Consider the following 17,070-nt stretch of genomic DNA (forward strand, 5'->3'; position numbering starts at 1 on the left):
CGATCAGTCCTCTCCGAGCCCTGCTGCCGAGACCGGGTCGGCTCCGGATGCTTCGAGCAGGCCGTTGAGCACGCGCAGGTCGAAGAGCCCGTCGATCGAGCCGTCCTTCTGCGTGCCGGCCTCGAGGCCGTTGGCGACGAGCGTCTCGAACGTGTCGGCGTGCGGGTCGACCGAGAACGTGACGTGCTCGAGCGCGCGCTGGATGACGGCATCCGACAGCGTCTTCCCGGTCTCCGCCTCGAGCGCGGCGTTGATCACTCCGGGCGTCTCGTCGGGGTGGTCGGCGATCCACTGCACGGCGGCGACGTGCCCTTCGAGGAGGTCCTCGACGACGTCGGGATGCTGCTCGAGGAACTCCGCGCGCACGAGGAGCACCGTCGTGGGGAACTCTCCGTCGGGCCACAGGTCGGCCTCGTCGACGAGCACGTGCGCGCCCTCGTCGATCACCAGCCGCGACACCCACGGCTCGGGGACCCACGCGCCGTCGAGCTGGCCGTCCTGGAAGAGCGTCAGGGTCTGCGCGTTCTCGGTCGGGGTGACCGCGACGTCGCCGCCGCCGGAGGTGTCGGTCTCGTAGCCCTGGTCGGCCAGCCACACGCGCAGCGCGACATCCTGCGTGTTGCCCAGCTGCGGCGAGGCGAGCGTGGTGCCGGCGAGGTCGTCGGGGCTGTCGATGCCGTCGGCGACGACGAGGGCCGCACCGCCCGTGGCCGCGCCGGCCACGATGCGTGCGGACGCGCCGCCGGACTGGATGAACGTGTTGATCGACGGGTTCGGGCCGATGTAGGTCGCATCGATCGCTCCGGCCGTCAGCGCCTCGATCGCGGCAGGACCCGCGTTGAAGACCGACGTGGTCACGTCGACATCGCCCAGCGCATCCTCGAACAGCCCCTCCTGGAGGCCGACGAGCGCGGGAGCGTGCGTCACGTTCGCGAAGTAGCCCAGACGCAGCTCGGTCACCGACGGCACGCTGCTCCCGTCGGACCCGTCGCCGGGGTTCGCCGCAGCCGAGGCGCAGCCCGCCATCATGGCAGCCACAAGTCCCAGGGTGGTGATCGTCGTCGCAGTGCGGATGGTGTTCACAGTTCGCCTCCTTCGTTCGGCGGTTCTTCGGATGGTGGAGCGGTGCGCGTCAGTCGCGCGCGATGCCGGCGGCCAGCGTTGCGCCGTCGGACGGATGGATGACGAGGAACGAACCGCCGTGACGGCTCGACTCGTAGGACTCGATCGGCAGATCGGCGGCCAGACGCAGGCGGACCCTGCCGATGTCGTTGGTCTGCAGCGTCTGAGTGGGCTCATGGGTGAGGGTGCCGAGGTCGTAGCGCGACTCGATCTGCGCGACGATCGCCTGGACCGTGGTCGTGCCGTGCTTCACGAGCACGCGGCTGCCGGGGGTGAGCGGGCGCGCGTCGAGCTGGAACAGCTCGGCGGCCACCTCGCGGCGCGCCGCGGGCAGTGTGCCGGCGGCGACCACGAGCGCCCCGCGGGCGGTGTCGATGTCGCCGTCGAACTCCAGCGACACCGACTGCGGCGCGACGGCCTCGTCGACGGGCGAGCCCGCGGAGCGGATGCCGGTGACCGTGGTCTGGATGCCGGACGGGAAGATCTCCACACGATCACCGACGCGCACGGTGCCCGACGAGATGCGCCCGGCGACGGCGCGGTAGTCGCGCAGCCGTTCCGCCGCGGCCGGGTCGGACGCGAGATCCGGAGCGAGGCCGCCCTGCGGCCGCAGCACGAGCTGCACCGGCAGCCGGAGCGGCTCGAGGCTGCTGTCGACCTCGTCGGCGCCGGGCAGCGTCTCGAGCAGCTCGAGCAGCGCCGGGCCGTCGTACCAGGGCGTGCGGTCCGACCGCGCGACGATGTTGTCGCCCTCGAGGGCCGACACCGGGAGCACGTGGAGGTCGCGGATGCCGAGCTCGGCCGCGACGGCGCGGGCCTGGTCGGCGACCGCCGCGAACGCGTCGGCGGAGAACCCGATCAGATCGATCTTGTTGACCGCGACGATGACGTGCGGCACGCGCAGCAGCGCGATGACGGCGAGGTGGCGCCGTGTCTGCTCCAGCACGCCTTTGCGCCCGTCGACGAGGACGACGACGGCATCGGCGGTCGTCGCGCCCGTGACCATGTTGCGCGTGTACTGCACGTGCCCGGGGCAGTCGGCCAGCACGAACGAGCGCGCGCCGGTCGAGAAGTACCGGTAGGCGACGTCGATCGTGATGCCCTGCTCGCGCTCGGCACGGAGTCCGTCGGTCAGCAGGGCGAAGTCGAAGTCTCCGTGCGCGAACCCGCGCTCGGCCGACGTGCGCTGCACCTGCTCGAGCTGGTCGGCGAGGATCGCCTTCGAGTCGTGCAGCAGCCGTCCGACGAGCGTGGACTTGCCGTCGTCGACCGAGCCCGCCGTGGCGAACCGGAACAGCGTCCCCGTCTGTTGCCCCCGCGCTCCGCGGTCAGAAATGGCGGCATTCGGCGCCGCAGATCCGCCGAAAGTGACTGCGGAAGGGTCGTGGGTGAGAGATGCGGATGTCGCGGTCATCAGAAGTACCCGTCCTTCTTGCGGTCCTCCATGGCGGCCTCACTGAGACGGTCGTCGGCGCGCGTGGCGCCGCGCTCCGTGAGGGTCGAGACCGCGACCTCGGCGACGATCGCGGTGAGGTCCGCGGCATCCGATTCCACGGCGCCGGTGCAGCTCATGTCTCCGACGGTGCGGTATCGCACCGTGCGCACCTCGACGGTCTCGCCGGCGCGCGGCGGCGAGAACTCGCCGACCGGACGCCACATGCCGTCGCGGGAATACACCTCCCGCTCGTGTGCGAAGTACAGCGGCGGGAGCGCGATGCCCTCGCGCTCGATGTAGCGCCAGACGTCGAGTTCGGTCCAGTTCGAGATCGGGAAGGCGCGCACGTGCTGGCCGGGGGTGTGACGGCCGTTGTACAGGCTCCACAGCTCGGGTCGCTGGTTGCGCGGGTCCCACTGGCCGAACTCGTCGCGCAGCGAGATGATGCGCTCCTTGGCGCGCGCCTTGTCCTCGTCCCGGCGCGCGCCGCCGAAGACGGCGTCGTGGCGTCCCGCGGCGATCGCGTCGAGCAGCGGCAGCGTCTGCAGCGGGTTGCGCGTGCCGTCGGAGCGCTCGGTGAGCCGGCCGTCGTCGATGTAGTCCTGAACGCGGGCGACCTCGAGGCGGATGCCGAGGCGATCGACCGTCTCGTCGCGGAACGCCAGCACCTCGGGGAAGTTGTGACCCGTGTCGACGTGCAGCACGGGGAAGGGGACTTTGCCGGGCGCGAACGCCTTCGTCGCAAGGTGCAGCACGACGACGGAGTCCTTTCCGCCGGAGAACAGCAGCACGGGGCGCTCGAACTCGGCGACGACCTCGCGGATCACGTGGATCGCCTCCGCCTCGAGCAGGTCGAGGGTCGACAGGATCGTGTCGGTCATTCGTGGAGCCCGCATTCCGTCTTGGCGAGTCCGGCCCAGCGGCCGGATCGGGGGTCTTCGCCGGCGGCCACCGGCTGGGTGCACGGCGCGCATCCGATCGACGGGTACCCGAAGCCGACGAGCAGGTTCACCGGCACCTTGTGCGTGGCCGCGTGGGCGAGGACGTCGTCGAAGCTCCACGCCGCGACCGGGTTCACCTTGACGAGTCCGTTGCGCTCGTCCCAGGTCACCAGCGGCGTGTTCGTGCGGGTGGGCGCCTCGTCCCGGCGCACGCCCGTGAACCACACCTCGTACCCGCCCAGGGCGTCCTGCAGCGGGGCGACCTTGCGCCGGGCGCAGCACAGCGCGGGGTCGCGCTCGTGCAGCCTGGCGCCGAACTCGGCATCCTGCTCGGCGACCGTCTGCTCGGGGAGCACGTCCACGATCCGCACGTCGAGCGCGCGATCGACCTCGTCGCGGGTCGCGTACGTCTCGGTGAAGTGATAGCCCGTGTCGAGGAACAGCACGTCCACGCCGGGCAGCTGCTCCGCCACCAGGTGGGGGAGTGCCGCGTCGGCCATCGAGCACGCCACCGCGGCCGAGCCCATCGAGAAGTTGCGGGCGACCCACGCGACGACGTCGGCAGCGGATGCCTCGTGGTCGGTCAGGCTGCCGAGCTCGGCGTTCCCGCGCTCCGCGAGCGCACGAAGCTCCTCGGCCGAGCGCTTCTCGAGGATGCGGGGGGCGAGGGCGACGCTCACTGCAGGGCCTCCTCGTCGGCGCGATGCGCCCACTGCGCGAAGGTCTCGTCGGCCGCGGCATCCCGATCCTCGAGGAACCGCTTCACGACCCGCTCGGTGTAGTCCGCGATGCCGTCGGCGGCGACCTTGAGTCCGCGCACCGTGCGCCCGAGACCCGGGTCTTCGCGATCGGCGTTCGCGAGGCCGCCGCCGAGGTGCACCTGGTAGCCCGGCACCTGCTCGCCGTCGATCGTGACGAGCTGGCCCTTCAGTCCGATGTCGGCCGTCTGGATGCGCGCGCACGAGTTGGGGCACCCGTTCACGTGGAGCGAGATGGGATGCGGCAGCTCGAACCGGTCGAGACGCTCCTCGAGGTCGAGCACGGCTGCGGTCGCGAAGGCCTTGGTCTCGACGATCGCCAGCTTGCAGAACTCGATGCCCGTGCACGCGATCGTGCCGCGCCGGATGAGGCTCGGCCGCGCCTGGAGCCCGAGCTCGTCGAGGCCGGCGATGAGCGACTCGACACGATCCTCGGGGATGTCGAGGATCACGACCTTCTGGTGCGGGGTCGTGCGCAGCCGCGTGGACCCGTGCGCTTCGATCAGGTCGGCGAGCTTCGCGAGGTTCGGACCCGAGACGCGGCCCACGATCGGCGTCGCGCCGACGTAGAAGCGGCCGTCCTTCTGGCGGTGCACGCCGACGTGGTCGCCCTGCGTCAGCGGCTTCGGCGCGGCCGGGCCGTCGGGCAGCGCGTACCCGAGGTACTCGTCCTGCAGCACCTGCCGGAACTTCTCGGCGCCCCACTCGGCGAGCAGGAACTTCAGGCGCGCCTTGTTGCGCAGCCGCCGGTAGCCGTAGTCGCGGAAGATCTGCGCGACGCCGTGCCAGGCATCCGCCACCCGTTCCGGGGAGACGAAGACGCCGAGCCGCTCTGCGAGACGCGGGGTGGTCGAGAGGCCGCCGCCGACCCACAGGTCGTAGCCGATGCCGAGTTCGGGGTGCTCGACGGCCACGAAGGCGACGTCGTTGATCTCGTGCACGACGTCCTGGCTCGGATGCCCCGTCACGGCCGACTTGAACTTGCGCGGCAGATTCGCGAGCGACTCGTCGCCGATGAATCGCGACGTGATCTCGTCGATCTGCGGCGTCGGGTCGATGAGCTCGTCGGCGGCGATGCCCGCGACGGGCGAGCCGAGCACCACGCGGGGGACGTCGCCGCAGGCCTCGGTCGTCTGCAGGCCGACGGCTTCGAGGCGGCGCCAGATCTCGGGCACGTCCTCGACGCGGATCCAGTGCAGCTGCACGTTCTGCCGGTCGGTGAGGTCGGCGGTGTCACGACCGAACTCGACCGAGATGCCGGCGATCACGCGCAGCTGCTCCGTGGTGAGCTGACCGCCGTCGATGCGCACGCGCAGCATGAAGAACTCGTCCTCGAGCTCGTGGGGTTCGAGGGTCGCCGTGCGTCCGCCGTCGATGCCGGGCTTGCGCTGGGTGTAGAGACCCCATACGCGGAAGCGGCCGTGCAGATCGGTCGGGTCGATCGAGGCGAAGCCGCCCTTCGAGTAGATCTCCTCGATGCGCCCGCGGACGCTCAGGCCGTTGTCGACCTGCTTCCACTCCTCGTTGCCGTTGAGGGGAGCGGTGCCGTCGATCTTCCACTGCCCGTTGGGCTTGGACGACGGTCGCGGGGGGCGCGCGGCGGCACGCGCGGCGGGCGTCGCTGCGGCGCGCGGGTCGGTGTCGCTGATGGTCACGGTGGCCTCCGGATGACCCGGGCGTCCCCGGGGCGGACTCTATCGAGCCCATGCCGCGAGAGTAGGAGCGGTGTCCGCGGCGGCCTATCCGAGCGTCAAGGGGCGTCACCGTGCGTAACGGGGCGTCACAGAGGTTGCAGCGCGCATTTTCGGACCCGGTTCACCAAGTCATGGGCCCGAGTGTCAGAGCGCAGAGCGGTACCGGTCGAGGACGATGTCGACGACGGATGCCGGCGGCTCGTCGTCGTCGAGCAGTGGGCGTGCGACGGGGGAGCCGTCGGCGAGGCGCACGGCGAGGTCGTGGAAGTAGCCGGGCGCGAGAAGGTAGTCCGCGACGACGACGCGGCCCGCGGCGGACTCGCGCGCGGCGGACTCGCGCGCGGTCGCTTCACGGGTGGTCGCGACGGCGGCGCCGAGTCGCGGGTCGGCGGCGGCGAGGAACCCGACGGGGACCTCGCGCCCGAGCCGGTCGCCGAGCATCGCGCCGATCCGCCGGCAGTCCTCGTTCGCGCGGTCGTCGCTCGATCCGGCGACGGCGAGGACGACGGCGTCATGGGGGGTGACCTCGAGCGGCGCGAGTCGCGCGAGCAGCGCGTCGACGAGTCGCGGGTCGGGTCCGAGCGCCGACGCGATCGTCACCCCCGCGCGACCGGCGGTCTGCTCCTTGAGGTCGACGCGCACGTGGTAGCCGGCCGAGAGCAGCAGCGGCACCACGATCACCGGCTGGTCGGCCGGGAGGGCGTCGAGGGATGCCGCGACATCCGGCTGCTGCACATCGACGTGACCGAGGCGCACCGTGACGTCGGGCAGGCGTGCGGCGACCGCGGCGACGAGCGCCGCGACGGCGGCCTGCCCGTCGGGCGAGGCGGTGCCGTGCGAGATCGCGAGGAGCGCGGGCGTGGTCATCGCGTCCATTGTGGCGCGGGTGTGTGACGGGCGTGTGACCTCGCGTCGAGAACCCGGGAGAGATCGGCCCCGCGTCGGTGCGTCGACGGTGGTGGGCTCGATCTCTCCCGAGTTCTTGACAGGATCGCGAGCTGAACGCGGGTCAGGCGGCGGGGTCGGCCGAGGCCTCGGGTCCCGACTGCGCGGCGAACCCGGCCGCGAAGCCGCGTTCGTACGCGCGCTCGGCCTTGCGGGCGCCGTGCCCGCGGTGGCCGTGCTCGTGGTGCCGGTGACCGTGGGGGTGACCCGCGTGGCCGCGGTGCCCGTGCACGCCCTCGTGGGTGAAGTGCCCGTGCCCGTGGTGCCAGTGCTCGTGCATGGCGTGGCCGTGCCATCCTTCACCCGCGTGCGCGTCGTCGCCCCAGGCGTCGCCGGGCTCGGCGTGGCGGGAGCGTCCGGGGCCGAACCCGGGACCGAACCCGGGACCGAAGCCGGGACCGAACCCGGGACCGAACCCGGGACCGAACCCGGGACCGAAGCCGGGACGGAACGGCCGCGGACCGAAGCCGCGTCCGCCGAAGCGCCCGGGGCCGAAGCCGCGTCTGCGGGGGAACGGCTGCGTCTCGTCCCATCCGAGGCCTGCCGCGATGGCCTCGAGCGAGGCGGTCATCGTGGCGTAGTCCTCGGGCGAGACGGCGTCGGCGACGCGCGAGCGGATGCCGCTCACGGCCTCGCCGAGACGGTCCTTGGCCTCGCGGCCGGCGTCGGTGAGCACCCAGGTGCCGTCGCCCTGCTCCTCGGCCCAGCCGAGCTGGCCGAGGCGGCGCAGGCGCTTGCCGCCCTTGCGGGCGAGGCGCTCGGAGAGCCCGGGTGCGTCGACGTCGCCCGAGAGCGCGTTCAGCAGCATCCAGTCCCGGCGGGTGACGCCCTCGCCCTCGAAGGCGGTGGCGAACTCGCGGGAGATGAGCCCGTCGACGAGGCGGAGCCAGTAGCCCAGCGGGCGCTGCGCACCGGTCTGCTCGTCGGGGGCGGAGTCTTCGTGTTCGAAGTCGTTGTTCATGAGAAGTCCTTTCCGGCGACCTGAGGTCGCGAAGTGCATGTCCTCATACATGCATATGTAGTGTGACATGCGTTCGCAATGCATGTCAAGTCGCATGTAAATTGGAAGGATGCCGCAGAAACCGACCGACCCCGCCGACGTCATCGCCGCCGCGCTCGCCCGGCTGCGCGGCCGGCGAGGGCCCCGCCCCCCGTGGGAAGGCGGCCCGGGTCCGCACGGGCACGGACCGATGCACCATGGCCATTCCGCCCAGCAGCAGTGGGGCAGGGGCGGCGGCCACCACGGCCGCGGCGGCGGCCCCGGACCGTGGGGAGGCCCCGGACCGTGGGGCGGCGGCGCCCGCATCGGCGGACCGGCGCGCATGAGGCTCCTCGAGGCGCTGGCCGCGGCATCCCACCCCCTGTCCGTCGGCGAGATCGCCGACGCCGTCGGAGTCGATCAGCCCCGCGCCTCGCGCCTCGTGCAGCAGGCGTTCGAGCTCGATCTGGTCCGGCGCGAGGCCGACCCTGACGACGCGCGCCGCACGCGGGTGGCGCTGACGGATGCCGGAGCCGCCCTCGTGCGCGGGTTCCGCGGCGAGCGGCGCGAGGCCGTCGACACGGCGCTGGCGGACTTCAGCGACGCCGAGCGCGCCGACCTCGCACGGCTGCTGACGAAGCTCGCCGACGCCTGGCCCGGGGCCTGATCCCGGCGCCTGATCCCGGCCGAGTCGCCAAGACACGCCGTGAGCGCGCACGCGGCGCCGGCGTGTTCTGGCGACTCGGCGCTGGGTGTCGGTCGCGCGTCAGGCCCGCTCGACGCGAGGCGGCGCCTTCACGAAGAGAAGCAGCACGAAACCGATCGCCAGGATGAGGGCGATGCCGAGGATGCCGTACAGCGTCTGGTTCCCGGCGAGTGCGATGAACAGTCCCCACAGCAGCGCGGCCATCCAGCTGGCCGCCCGTCCGGTGGTGGCGTAGAGGCCGAAGATCTCGCCCTCCTGTCCGACGGGCGTGACCCGCGCGAGGAAGGATCGCGACGCCGCCTGCGCCGGGCCGACGAGCGCGGCCAGCACGATGCCGGCCGCCCAGAACAGTCCCTTGCCGGCACCCGCTCCGATGAACACCGCGACGCAGCACGCGATGATCCCGCCGATCGCGAACAGGATCACCGCCTTCGGCCCGAAGCGATCGTCGAGGCGCCCAGCGAGGATCGTCGAGATGCCCGCGACCAGGTTGAGGACGATGCCGAAGATGACGAGGTCGGTGAAGCCGAACCCGAACACGCGGGCGGCGATGACGGTGCCGAACGTGAACACGGCCGCGAGCCCGTCGCGGTAGACCGCCGACGCGAGCAGGAACCACAGCGTCGGACGGTGCTCGCGCCACAGCCGCGCCACCGAGCGGAGGAGCTCCACGTACCCCGCGAAGAACCCGACGCGCTTCGCGGAGCTCGACGGCGGCGGCTCGGGCACGTTCCGGAAGATCGGGATGCAGAAGATGATCGTCCACAGCGTCGCCCCGGCCGCGATGAGCTGGAACGTGATCGCCTGGGTGCCGTCGAGCACGCCGCTGAGGATCAGCCCGACGACGATCACGAGCGCGACGATCCCGCCCAAGTAGCCGAAGCCCCAGCCCAGCCCGGACACCCGGCCGACGGTCTTCGGCGTCGAGACCGACACGAGCAGCGCGTTGTAGTTCGCGCCGGCGATCTCGCCGACGACGCTGCCGAACGCGATCATCGCGACGCCGAACCAGAACAGCGTCGGGGTGCCCGTGACGAAGGCCATCGCCAGCTGGCACGCGATCAGCAGCCCCGTGAAGATGCCGAGCATGAGCTTGCGGCGACCGGTGGCGTCGGCGCGCTGACCGAGCACCGGGGCGAGCAGGGCGATAAGGATGCCGGCGACCATGATGCCCCAGCCGAGGTTCGCGTCGAGGGCTCCCAGCGCACGGCAGTACTCGGTGAGGGCGTTCGCGGCGGTGTCGCAGTCGATCTCCTCTCCGTTCACGATCCCGCTCGCGGCGACGGCCTTGTCGAGGAAGAACGGCGACACGAGGAAGCTCGGGACCCACACGAACGTGAGGAGCACGGAGTTGAACGGCTGGGTCGCCCAGTCCCACAGCGCCCACGAGAAGACCCGCTTGCGGGGGATCGGCGCCTCGGACCCGGCGTCCTGGAAGACGTCGGCGAACGGCCGGATCGCGCCCGTGTTGGCCGCGGCGGGCGGCGCCGGGGTGCGGAAGATCGGCTCCTCGGAGGAGTTCTCGGGTCCCATGCTCGTCACGGTAGGGCCCTTCGGTGAACATGCGGTGCAGCGGCGCGGTGCGAGCGCGATTCCGGATGCCGCGGAGCCTCGTCGCCCCGCGCGATCAGGCTACGTGGTGTCATGCCCGCTGGTGGCGTCGAATGTCGCGCGTGAGATCTCGACCGAGTTGCGCCGACTTCAGATGTCCCCCGAAAGTCCTACAGCGCTCCTCGGAAGCCATTCGTATGGTTGAGAAAAAACACCAATGAATTTCCGCTGGAGACCACATGCTTCGCCTTTTCCGCCACCTCACAACACTCAGCAGCGTGGCCGTCGTCATGGCGCTCGTGCCACTCGCAGTGGCTGCGACCCCATCGGCGGCCGTGCCGATGGACGCTCCAGCGAACCTCTCTGCTGCAGACGAGAAAGCAGTTCGAAGCTTCTTCGATAAGTTCGGCGTCGGTCTGACGACCCAGGATCGGCTCATCGCAGAGTTCGAGAGCGGTGGGCAGTGGGACAGCATGAGCCCCACGTCCGTTGCAAGATCTACGACCGTCCGCAACCTGGATGGCGTCAGCTGGAGCGTCAGCACCTATCCGGACGGTTCGGTAAAGGCCGAAGGCATTGGGTCAGACACCGGTTCCGCGCGCGGGATCAGTCAACTCGGTGTCAACGGCTGCAACTACGTCGCAGGGCGGTATGGAAACTTCTCCGGCTGTCACATCTACTACTGGGTCGGAGTCGCGCAGATGGGGTTCTATGCGGACTTCACCATTGCGAAAGGTGCCTACGACAAGATCACCAGCGCCTGGGGAGGCACTCTGTTCGCCGGTGGCGCATGCGGTCAGACGGTTCCCGAAGCGCGCATCGTCAAGAAGTACGAGTCCTCTACGGGAAAGGCAGTCGCAGGATTGACGGCCCAAGCCACGATGTGTGGAACGGGCTTCACGGTGAACTTCCCTTCATACCTTCACGTCGGGGGTAATCGCGCCACCCACAACTACAACTGATCGGGAATTGGCTGGAAGGAAGATGATGGACTCTCTCGTGCTCTGGAATGCGTACATGGTCGTCTCGACTGTCGTGCTGGTGGCGGCAATCGTAGGGCTGGGGGTGTGGCTTCGCGCGCGGAAGAAGCGTGGCCGATCGCACGACGCTTGACCGCATCGAAGGATGCTCTGACCGAGCCGCCCCGAGCACGGGTGATTCGGCTCCCCGACGGGGTGATTCCCGACGGGACCCCTGGATGCCGCGGCATCCGCTGTGCTTCACTTCGCTATGACCGACCCGCAGCCCGCGCCCACCGCGTTCAACGGACGCCTGGCGCTGCTTCTCGCCATGGCGATGTTCGTGCTCGTCGTCGACACGTCGATCATGAACGTGTCGATCTCGGCTGTGGTGCAGGAGCTCGGCACCACCGCGAGCGGCGTGCAGGGCGCGATCGCGCTCGAGGCGCTCGTCTCGGCGGCGTTCATCCTCATCGGCGGCAAGACCGGCGACCTGATCGGCCGCAAACTCGCGTACATCCTGGGACTGATCGGCTACGCGATCGGCGCCGTCGCGATGACGTTCGCGCAGAGTCTGACCGCCGTCATCATCTTCTGGGCGATCATCGGCGGAATCGGCGCCTCCCTCCTGCTGCCGTCGATGCAGTCGCTCATCCACGGCAACTTCGCCGGCGCCCACCAGAAGCGCGTCTACGCGCTGGTCGGCGCGTCGGCGGCGATCGCGGCGGCGGTCGGCCCGCTCCTCGGCGGCTTCATCACCACGTTCTGGTCGTACCGCGTGGCGTTCGCGCTGGAGGCCGTGATCATCGCGGTCGTGCTGCTGGGCGCGGGCCTCGTGAAGGACGTGAAGTACACCGGCGACCGATCGATCGACCTCGTCGGCGCCGGCCTGTCGGTGATCGGCATGGGCGGTGTCGTGCTCGGCATCCTGGTGTGGCAGGAGGGCGGCGGCTACGTCGGCGTCATCATCGGCCTCGGCGTGGTCGCGCTCGGCGGGCTCGCGTGGTGGCTGAACGCGCGCAAGAAGCGGGGCAAGCCGGTGCTCCTCGATCCCGCGCTGTTCGCGTCGAAGCCGTTTCGCACGGGCGTGAGCGGGCAGCTCCTTCAGCAGATCGCGCTCGGCGGCACCATGATCGTGCTTCCGCTGTACCTGCAGATGGTGCTCGAGTACAACGCCCTCCAGGCGGGTCTGTCGATCGCTCCGCTGTCGCTGAGCATGTTCGCCGTCGCCATCTGGGCCGGTCGCCGAGCGAAAGGGCGCCCCGCGAACCTGATCCTGACCGGCTTCGTGCTCGCCTTCGTCGGACTTCTCGCGATCGTGCCGCTCGTGCCGATCGCCGACAGCGGCTGGTACCTCACGCTCCCGCTCATCGTCGCCGGCTCGGGCCTCGGTCTGCTCGTCTCGCAGCTCAACAACTACACGCTGTCGCCGATCTCCGATGAGCGTGTCAGCGAGGCCGCCGGCGTCAACTCGGCCGCCGGCTCGTTCGGCCTCTCCTTCGGCCTGGCCTTCGCCGGAGCGATCATGCTCGCGACGCTCGCCGCCTCGTTCACGTCGCTCGCTGCGTCGAGCGACGTGCTCACCGCCGAGCAGCAGCAGCAGGTGTCGACGGTGCTCGAGGAGGACGCGGAGCTCATGTCCAACACCGGTCTCGAGCAGCTGCTGGCCGACGAGCCGCCGGCGGCGTCCGCCGAGGTGATCCGCATCAACACCGAGGCCCGGCACATCGCCCTTCAGGTCGCGCTGCTCATCCCGATCCTCGCGGCGGCCCTCGGGGCTCTCAACGCGTTCCGGATGCGCCGGCTGCCCGACCCGAAGGCGTCGTCGTCGGAGACGCTGCTCGGCTGAGGCATCCGACCCCGCGGTCATCGATCCCGCGTCTCAGGACTCCGTGGACTCCCGCGGCGGGTTGTGCATGAATTCGATGCGGATGCCGTTGCCGTCCTCGACGAACGAGGCGTAGTACCGCTCGTTGAAGCGCGGGTAGAGCTTCGGGTCGCGCACGACGGTCCAGCCCGCGTCCACGGCGACGGCGTGGAGCCGGTCCACGTCGGCGCGGGAGTCGACCGCGAATGCGAGGTGCTGCCATCCGACGCGACCGTGCCGATGCGGTCCTGATCCCGGCTCCCGCGCGGGCAGGAGGATGAACTCGGTCTCGCCCTCGGTGTGCCACGAGACCGAGCCGTCGGCGTCGTACCGGGTGAATCCGAGGGCGGTGAAGACGGGATCGAATTGCGCGATGGCCGAGGGCACATCGTCGACGCTCACGCCGAGGTGGTCGAAGACGGGCATCTCATGAGTCTGTCGCATCCAAACTTGAGTCGAGACGTATCAACTTCATTTGACACGTCGATGACGCGGGAGTAGCCTTGAGTCATCGCGGCTCAACTCGTTCATCGAGCGGATGCCGCACCTGACTTCCCCCAACAACCACAGGCCGAGGCATCCGTCCCCGGCCACACGAAGGAGAGATACACATGGCACGTGCTGTCGGAATCGATCTCGGTACGACCAACTCGGTCGTCAGCGTCCTCGAGGGCGGCGAGCCCAAGGTCATCGCCAACGCCGAGGGCTTCCGCACGACCCCGTCGGTCGTCGCGTTCACGAAGGACGGCGAGGTGCTCGTCGGCGAGACCGCGAAGCGCCAGGCCGTCACCAACGTCGACCGCACCGTCTCGTCGGTGAAGCGTCACGTCGGCACCGACTGGAGCTTCGACGTCGACGGCAAGAAGTGGACGCCGCAGGAGATCTCGGCCCGCATCCTGCAGAAGCTCAAGCGCGACGCCGAGCAGTACCTGGGCGACACGGTGACGGATGCCGTCATCACGGTTCCCGCGTACTTCAACGACGCCGAGCGTCAGGCGACCAAAGAGGCCGGCGAGATCGCGGGCCTCAACGTCCTGCGCATCATCAACGAGCCCACCGCGGCCGCGCTGGCCTACGGGCTCGACCGCGGCAAGGAGGACGAGCTCATCCTCGTCTTCGACCTCGGTGGCGGCACCTTCGACGTCTCGCTGCTCGAGGTGGGCAAGGACGACGACTTCTCGACCATCCAGGTGCGCTCGACCGCCGGTGACAACCGCCTCGGCGGCGACGACTGGGACCAGCGTCTCGTCGACTACTTCATCAAGCAGTTCAAGGACACCACGGGCGTCGACGTCTCGGGCGACAAGATCGCGCTGCAGCGCCTGAAGGAGGCCGCAGAGCAGGCGAAGAAGGAGCTCTCCTCGTCGACGAGCACGTCGGTGAACCTGCCGTACCTGTCGCTCACCGACTCCGGCCCCGTCTCCCTCTCCGAGACGATCACCCGCGCCAAGTTCGAGGACCTCACCAAGGACCTCCTCGACCGCACCAAGAAGCCGTTCGAGGACGTCATCCGCGAGGCCGGCATCAAGGTCGCCGACATCGACCATGTCGTGCTCGTCGGCGGCTCGACCCGCATGCCCGCCGTGAGCGAGCTCGTGCAGCGCGAGGCCGGCAAGGAGCCCAACAAGGGCGTCAACCCGGATGAGGTCGTCGCCGTCGGCGCCGCCCTCCAGGCCGGTGTCCTCAAGGGCGAGCGCAAGGACGTCCTGCTCATCGACGTGACCCCCCTGAGCCTCGGCATCGAGACCAAGGGCGGCATCATGACGAAGCTCATCGAGCGCAACACCGCCATCCCGACCAAGCGCAGCGAGACCTTCACGACCGCCGACGACAACCAGCCGTCGGTCGCGATCCAGGTCTTCCAGGGCGAGCGCGAGTTCACACGCGACAACAAGCCGCTGGGCACGTTCGAGCTCACCGGCATCGCGCCGGCTCCGCGCGGCATCCCGCAGGTCGAGGTCACCTTCGACATCGACGCGAACGGCATCGTGCACGTCTCGGCGAAGGACAAGGGCACCGGCAAGGAGCAGTCGATGACGATCACCGGCGGCTCGTCGCTGCCCAAGGACGACATCGAGCGCATGGTGCGCGAGGCCGAGGAGCACGCCGCCGACGACAAGAAGCGTCGCGAGGCCGCCGAGGTGCGCAACCAGGCCGAGACCCTGTCGTACTCGATCGAGAAGCTCATCAAGGAGAACGACGACAAGCTCCCCGAGGACGTCAAGTCCGAGGTCCAGGGCGATGTCGACGCGCTCAAGTCGGCGCTGGCGGGCGAGGACGACGACGCCGTGAAGGCCGCGTTCGACAAGCTCAACCAGAGCCAGGGCAAGCTGGGCGAGGCGATCTACGCCTCGAGCCAGGCCGCTCAGCAGGAGGCCGACGCCCCCGCTGACGAGGCTGCCGGCGACAGCGGTGCGACCGACTCCGACGAGGACGTCGTCGACGCCGAGGTCATCGACGACGAGGAAGACAAGAAGTAGCCATGACCGACAAGGACTTCGACAACCCCGAGGTCCCCGGTGGCGAGGACCCGGAAGCGCAGGCTTCCGGGTCCGACCCGCAGGAGGGCCAGGACGCCGCGAACGGCGACGACGAGCTCACGGTCGACGACATCCTGGGCGCGGCTCAGAATCCGGATGCCGCGGCCGAGGACGCCGTCATCGCCGACCTCGAGTCGCAGCTGCTGAACGACCTCAAGCGTCTGCAAGCCGAGTACGCGAACTACCGCCGGCGCACCGAGGAGCAGCGCGAGGTGGAGATCGAGCGCGCCAAGGGCGCGGTGGCCAAGGGCCTCCTCCCCGTGCTCGACGACCTCGACCGTGCCGACAAGCACGGCGACCTCGACGAGGGCACGCCGTTCTGGGCGATCGCCGAGAAGCTCCGTGGCGTCGCCGAGCGCATCGGCCTGGTCACCTACGGCGCGGCCGGCGAGGTCTTCGACCCGCAGCAGCACGAGGCGATCTTCCAGGCGCCGACCCCCGGGGTCGAGACTCCGACGATCCTCGAGGTGGTCGAGACGGGCTACCGCCTGGGCTCGGTCGAGCTCCGCCCGGCGAAGGTCGTCGTCGCGGTGCCGGCCGAGTAGGCCGGGGAGGAGCATCCATGGCCAGTCAGGACTGGTTCGACAAGGACTTCTACAAGATCCTCGGGGTGTCCAAGGACGTCGCCGACGCCGACCTCAAGAAGACCTACCGCAAGCTCGCGCGAAAGTACCACCCCGACTCCAACGCCGGTGACGCGGCCGCGGAGGCGAAGTTCAAGGAGGTCAGCGAGGCGTACTCGGTGCTCTCCGACGCCGAGCAGCGCAAGGAGTACGACCAGATCCGGGCGATGGGCTCAGGCGCTCGCTTCACCTCGGGCGGGCAGGCAGCAGGCGGCGGGTTCGAAGACGTCTTCAGCATGTTCAACCAGGGCCGCGGCGGAAGCACGCGGTACCAGTCGGAAGACTTCGACGACATCTTCGCGATGTTCAACCAGCAGCAGGGCGGCGGGTTCGGCACGGGACGGTTCGGTCAGTCGACCGGCGGGTACCGCGGGTACGGCGGGCCTACGAAGGGCGCGGACGTCACCGCGCGCACGACGATCGACTTCGTCACCGCGACCAAGGGCGAGACGATCTCGCTGCAGGGCGAGGACGGACGTCCCTTCAAGGTGAAGATCCCGGCCGGCGTGTCCGACGGGCAGAAGATCCGGCTCCGTGGCCGCGGCCGGCCGTCGCCGGACGGCGGCGAGACGGGTGACATCGTCGTTCAGGTCACCGTGCGGCCGCACCCGGTCTTCACGCGTGACGGGCTGAACCTGCGCGTCACCGTGCCGGTCACCTTCACCGAGGCCGCACTCGGTGCGACGATCGAGGTGCCCACGCTGGGTGGCGACCCCGTCAAGCTGCGCGTGGCCCCGGGCACTCCGTCCGGCCGCGTGCTGCGGGTGAAGGGTCGTGGCGTCGAGACCGCGAAGGGCACCGGCGACCTCCTCGCCGAGGTGCAGGTGGCGGTGCCGTCGCACCTCGACGACGCCGCCCGTGAGGCGCTCGTGCGCTATCACGAGCTCGAACCCAAGGAGAATCCGCGCGCCGACCTCATGTCGAGGGCGCGGGGCTAGAGGATATGAGCG

At 70.0% G+C, this 17,070-nt stretch carries 15 protein-coding genes; 6 read left to right on the forward strand and 9 right to left on the reverse strand.

The genetic code is table 11. The annotated features are described in order from the left end of the window. Positions 1 to 3: 3 nt before the first annotated feature. The 7 genes from OL358_RS06805 to OL358_RS06835 all read right to left on the reverse strand — a co-directional run bounded on the left by OL358_RS06805 (position 4) and on the right by OL358_RS06835 (position 7,856). Complete coding sequence (locus tag OL358_RS06805; RefSeq protein ID WP_264709196.1) at positions 4 to 1,083, reverse strand: ABC transporter substrate-binding protein; 1,080 nt, start codon at positions 1,081 to 1,083, stop codon at positions 4 to 6. A gap of 49 nt (positions 1,084 to 1,132) precedes the next feature. Beyond that, on the reverse strand, positions 1,133 to 2,536 hold the full coding sequence (locus OL358_RS06810; RefSeq protein ID WP_264709197.1) for a sulfate adenylyltransferase subunit 1: 1,404 nt from the start codon (positions 2,534 to 2,536) through the stop codon (positions 1,133 to 1,135). Further along, the gene (gene cysD / locus OL358_RS06815) at positions 2,536 to 3,438 is read right to left on the reverse strand and encodes a sulfate adenylyltransferase subunit CysD (protein ID WP_264709198.1); all 903 of its coding nucleotides are present in this window, start codon (positions 3,436 to 3,438) and stop codon (positions 2,536 to 2,538) included. The genes OL358_RS06810 and cysD overlap by 1 nt, the downstream gene beginning before the upstream one ends. Then, positions 3,435 to 4,178, reverse strand: a complete 744-nt coding sequence (locus OL358_RS06820; RefSeq protein ID WP_264709199.1) for a phosphoadenylyl-sulfate reductase — start codon at positions 4,176 to 4,178, stop codon at positions 3,435 to 3,437. The genes cysD and OL358_RS06820 overlap by 4 nt, the downstream gene beginning before the upstream one ends. After that, complete coding sequence (locus OL358_RS06825) at positions 4,175 to 5,911, reverse strand: nitrite/sulfite reductase (RefSeq protein WP_264709200.1); 1,737 nt, start codon at positions 5,909 to 5,911, stop codon at positions 4,175 to 4,177. The genes OL358_RS06820 and OL358_RS06825 overlap by 4 nt, the downstream gene beginning before the upstream one ends. Positions 5,912 to 6,094: 183 nt before the next feature. Next, positions 6,095 to 6,817 (reverse strand): sirohydrochlorin chelatase, encoded by a 723-nt coding sequence (locus OL358_RS06830; RefSeq protein WP_264709202.1) that lies wholly within the window; start codon positions 6,815 to 6,817, stop codon positions 6,095 to 6,097. Between the two features lie 142 nt (positions 6,818 to 6,959). Further along, entirely contained in the window at positions 6,960 to 7,856 is an 897-nt protein-coding gene (locus OL358_RS06835; RefSeq protein WP_264709203.1) for a MarR family winged helix-turn-helix transcriptional regulator, read from the reverse strand. A 109-nt stretch (positions 7,857 to 7,965) separates the two neighbouring features. Here OL358_RS06835 and OL358_RS06840 point away from each other — a divergent pair, with 109 nt between their 5' ends. Then, positions 7,966 to 8,541, forward strand: a complete 576-nt coding sequence (locus OL358_RS06840) for a MarR family winged helix-turn-helix transcriptional regulator (protein ID WP_264709204.1) — start codon at positions 7,966 to 7,968, stop codon at positions 8,539 to 8,541. 99 nt (positions 8,542 to 8,640) lie between these two features. On the opposite strand, the gene OL358_RS06845 is transcribed toward OL358_RS06840, so the two are convergent. Further along, a complete protein-coding gene (locus OL358_RS06845) occupies positions 8,641 to 10,113 on the reverse strand; it encodes an MFS transporter (protein ID WP_264709205.1) in 1,473 nt (490 codons plus the stop codon). Positions 10,114 to 10,409: 296 nt separating this feature from the next. Here OL358_RS06845 and OL358_RS06850 point away from each other — a divergent pair, with 296 nt between their 5' ends. Together OL358_RS06850 and OL358_RS06855 are read left to right on the forward strand one after the other, a co-directional pair. Then, a complete protein-coding gene (locus OL358_RS06850; RefSeq protein WP_264709206.1) occupies positions 10,410 to 11,093 on the forward strand; it encodes a hypothetical protein in 684 nt (227 codons plus the stop codon). A 268-nt stretch (positions 11,094 to 11,361) separates the two neighbouring features. After that, complete coding sequence (locus tag OL358_RS06855; protein ID WP_264709207.1) at positions 11,362 to 12,939, forward strand: MFS transporter; 1,578 nt, start codon at positions 11,362 to 11,364, stop codon at positions 12,937 to 12,939. Positions 12,940 to 12,972: 33 nt separating this feature from the next. Here the strand turns inward: OL358_RS06855 and OL358_RS06860 are convergent, their stop codons facing one another. After that, on the reverse strand, positions 12,973 to 13,383 hold the full coding sequence (locus tag OL358_RS06860) for a VOC family protein (protein ID WP_264709208.1): 411 nt from the start codon (positions 13,381 to 13,383) through the stop codon (positions 12,973 to 12,975). 185 nt (positions 13,384 to 13,568) lie between these two features. Here OL358_RS06860 and dnaK point away from each other — a divergent pair, with 185 nt between their 5' ends. Genes dnaK through OL358_RS06875 form a run of 3 tightly spaced genes read left to right on the forward strand, consistent with a single transcriptional unit; the run spans position 13,569 to position 17,058 of the window. Next, on the forward strand, positions 13,569 to 15,437 hold the full coding sequence (dnaK, locus tag OL358_RS06865; protein ID WP_264709209.1) for a molecular chaperone DnaK: 1,869 nt from the start codon (positions 13,569 to 13,571) through the stop codon (positions 15,435 to 15,437). Positions 15,438 to 15,439: 2 nt separating this feature from the next. After that, entirely contained in the window at positions 15,440 to 16,042 is a 603-nt protein-coding gene (locus OL358_RS06870) for a nucleotide exchange factor GrpE (RefSeq protein ID WP_264709211.1), read from the forward strand. Between the two features lie 17 nt (positions 16,043 to 16,059). Further along, positions 16,060 to 17,058: a DnaJ C-terminal domain-containing protein gene (locus tag OL358_RS06875; protein WP_264709212.1), complete on the forward strand. Its 999-nt coding sequence runs from the start codon at positions 16,060 to 16,062 to the stop codon at positions 17,056 to 17,058. The last annotated feature ends 12 nt before the right edge of the window (positions 17,059 to 17,070 follow it).

The sequence above is a fragment of the Microbacterium sp. SSM24 genome (assembly GCF_025989145.1).
In the GTDB taxonomy this organism is placed as follows: Bacteria; Actinomycetota; Actinomycetes; order Actinomycetales; family Microbacteriaceae; genus Microbacterium.

Excerpts from the sequence above, each read along its gene's own strand:
- OL358_RS06845 (WP_264709205.1), bottom strand. The coding sequence starts at position 10,113 with ATGGGACCCGAGAACTCCTCCGAGGAGCCGATCTTCCGCACCCCGGCG.
- OL358_RS06870 (WP_264709211.1), top strand. The coding sequence starts at position 15,440 with ATGACCGACAAGGACTTCGACAACCCCGAGGTCCCCGGTGGCGAGGAC.
- OL358_RS06835 (WP_264709203.1), bottom strand. The coding sequence starts at position 7,856 with ATGAACAACGACTTCGAACACGAAGACTCCGCCCCCGACGAGCAGACC.
- OL358_RS06875 (WP_264709212.1), top strand. The coding sequence starts at position 16,060 with ATGGCCAGTCAGGACTGGTTCGACAAGGACTTCTACAAGATCCTCGGG.
- cysD (WP_264709198.1), bottom strand. The coding sequence starts at position 3,438 with ATGACCGACACGATCCTGTCGACCCTCGACCTGCTCGAGGCGGAGGCG.
- OL358_RS06830 (WP_264709202.1), bottom strand. The coding sequence starts at position 6,817 with ATGACCACGCCCGCGCTCCTCGCGATCTCGCACGGCACCGCCTCGCCC.
- OL358_RS06840 (WP_264709204.1), top strand. The coding sequence starts at position 7,966 with ATGCCGCAGAAACCGACCGACCCCGCCGACGTCATCGCCGCCGCGCTC.
- dnaK (WP_264709209.1), top strand. The coding sequence starts at position 13,569 with ATGGCACGTGCTGTCGGAATCGATCTCGGTACGACCAACTCGGTCGTC.
- OL358_RS06855 (WP_264709207.1), top strand. The coding sequence starts at position 11,362 with ATGACCGACCCGCAGCCCGCGCCCACCGCGTTCAACGGACGCCTGGCG.
- OL358_RS06860 (WP_264709208.1), bottom strand. The coding sequence starts at position 13,383 with ATGCCCGTCTTCGACCACCTCGGCGTGAGCGTCGACGATGTGCCCTCG.
- OL358_RS06810 (WP_264709197.1), bottom strand. The coding sequence starts at position 2,536 with ATGACCGCGACATCCGCATCTCTCACCCACGACCCTTCCGCAGTCACT.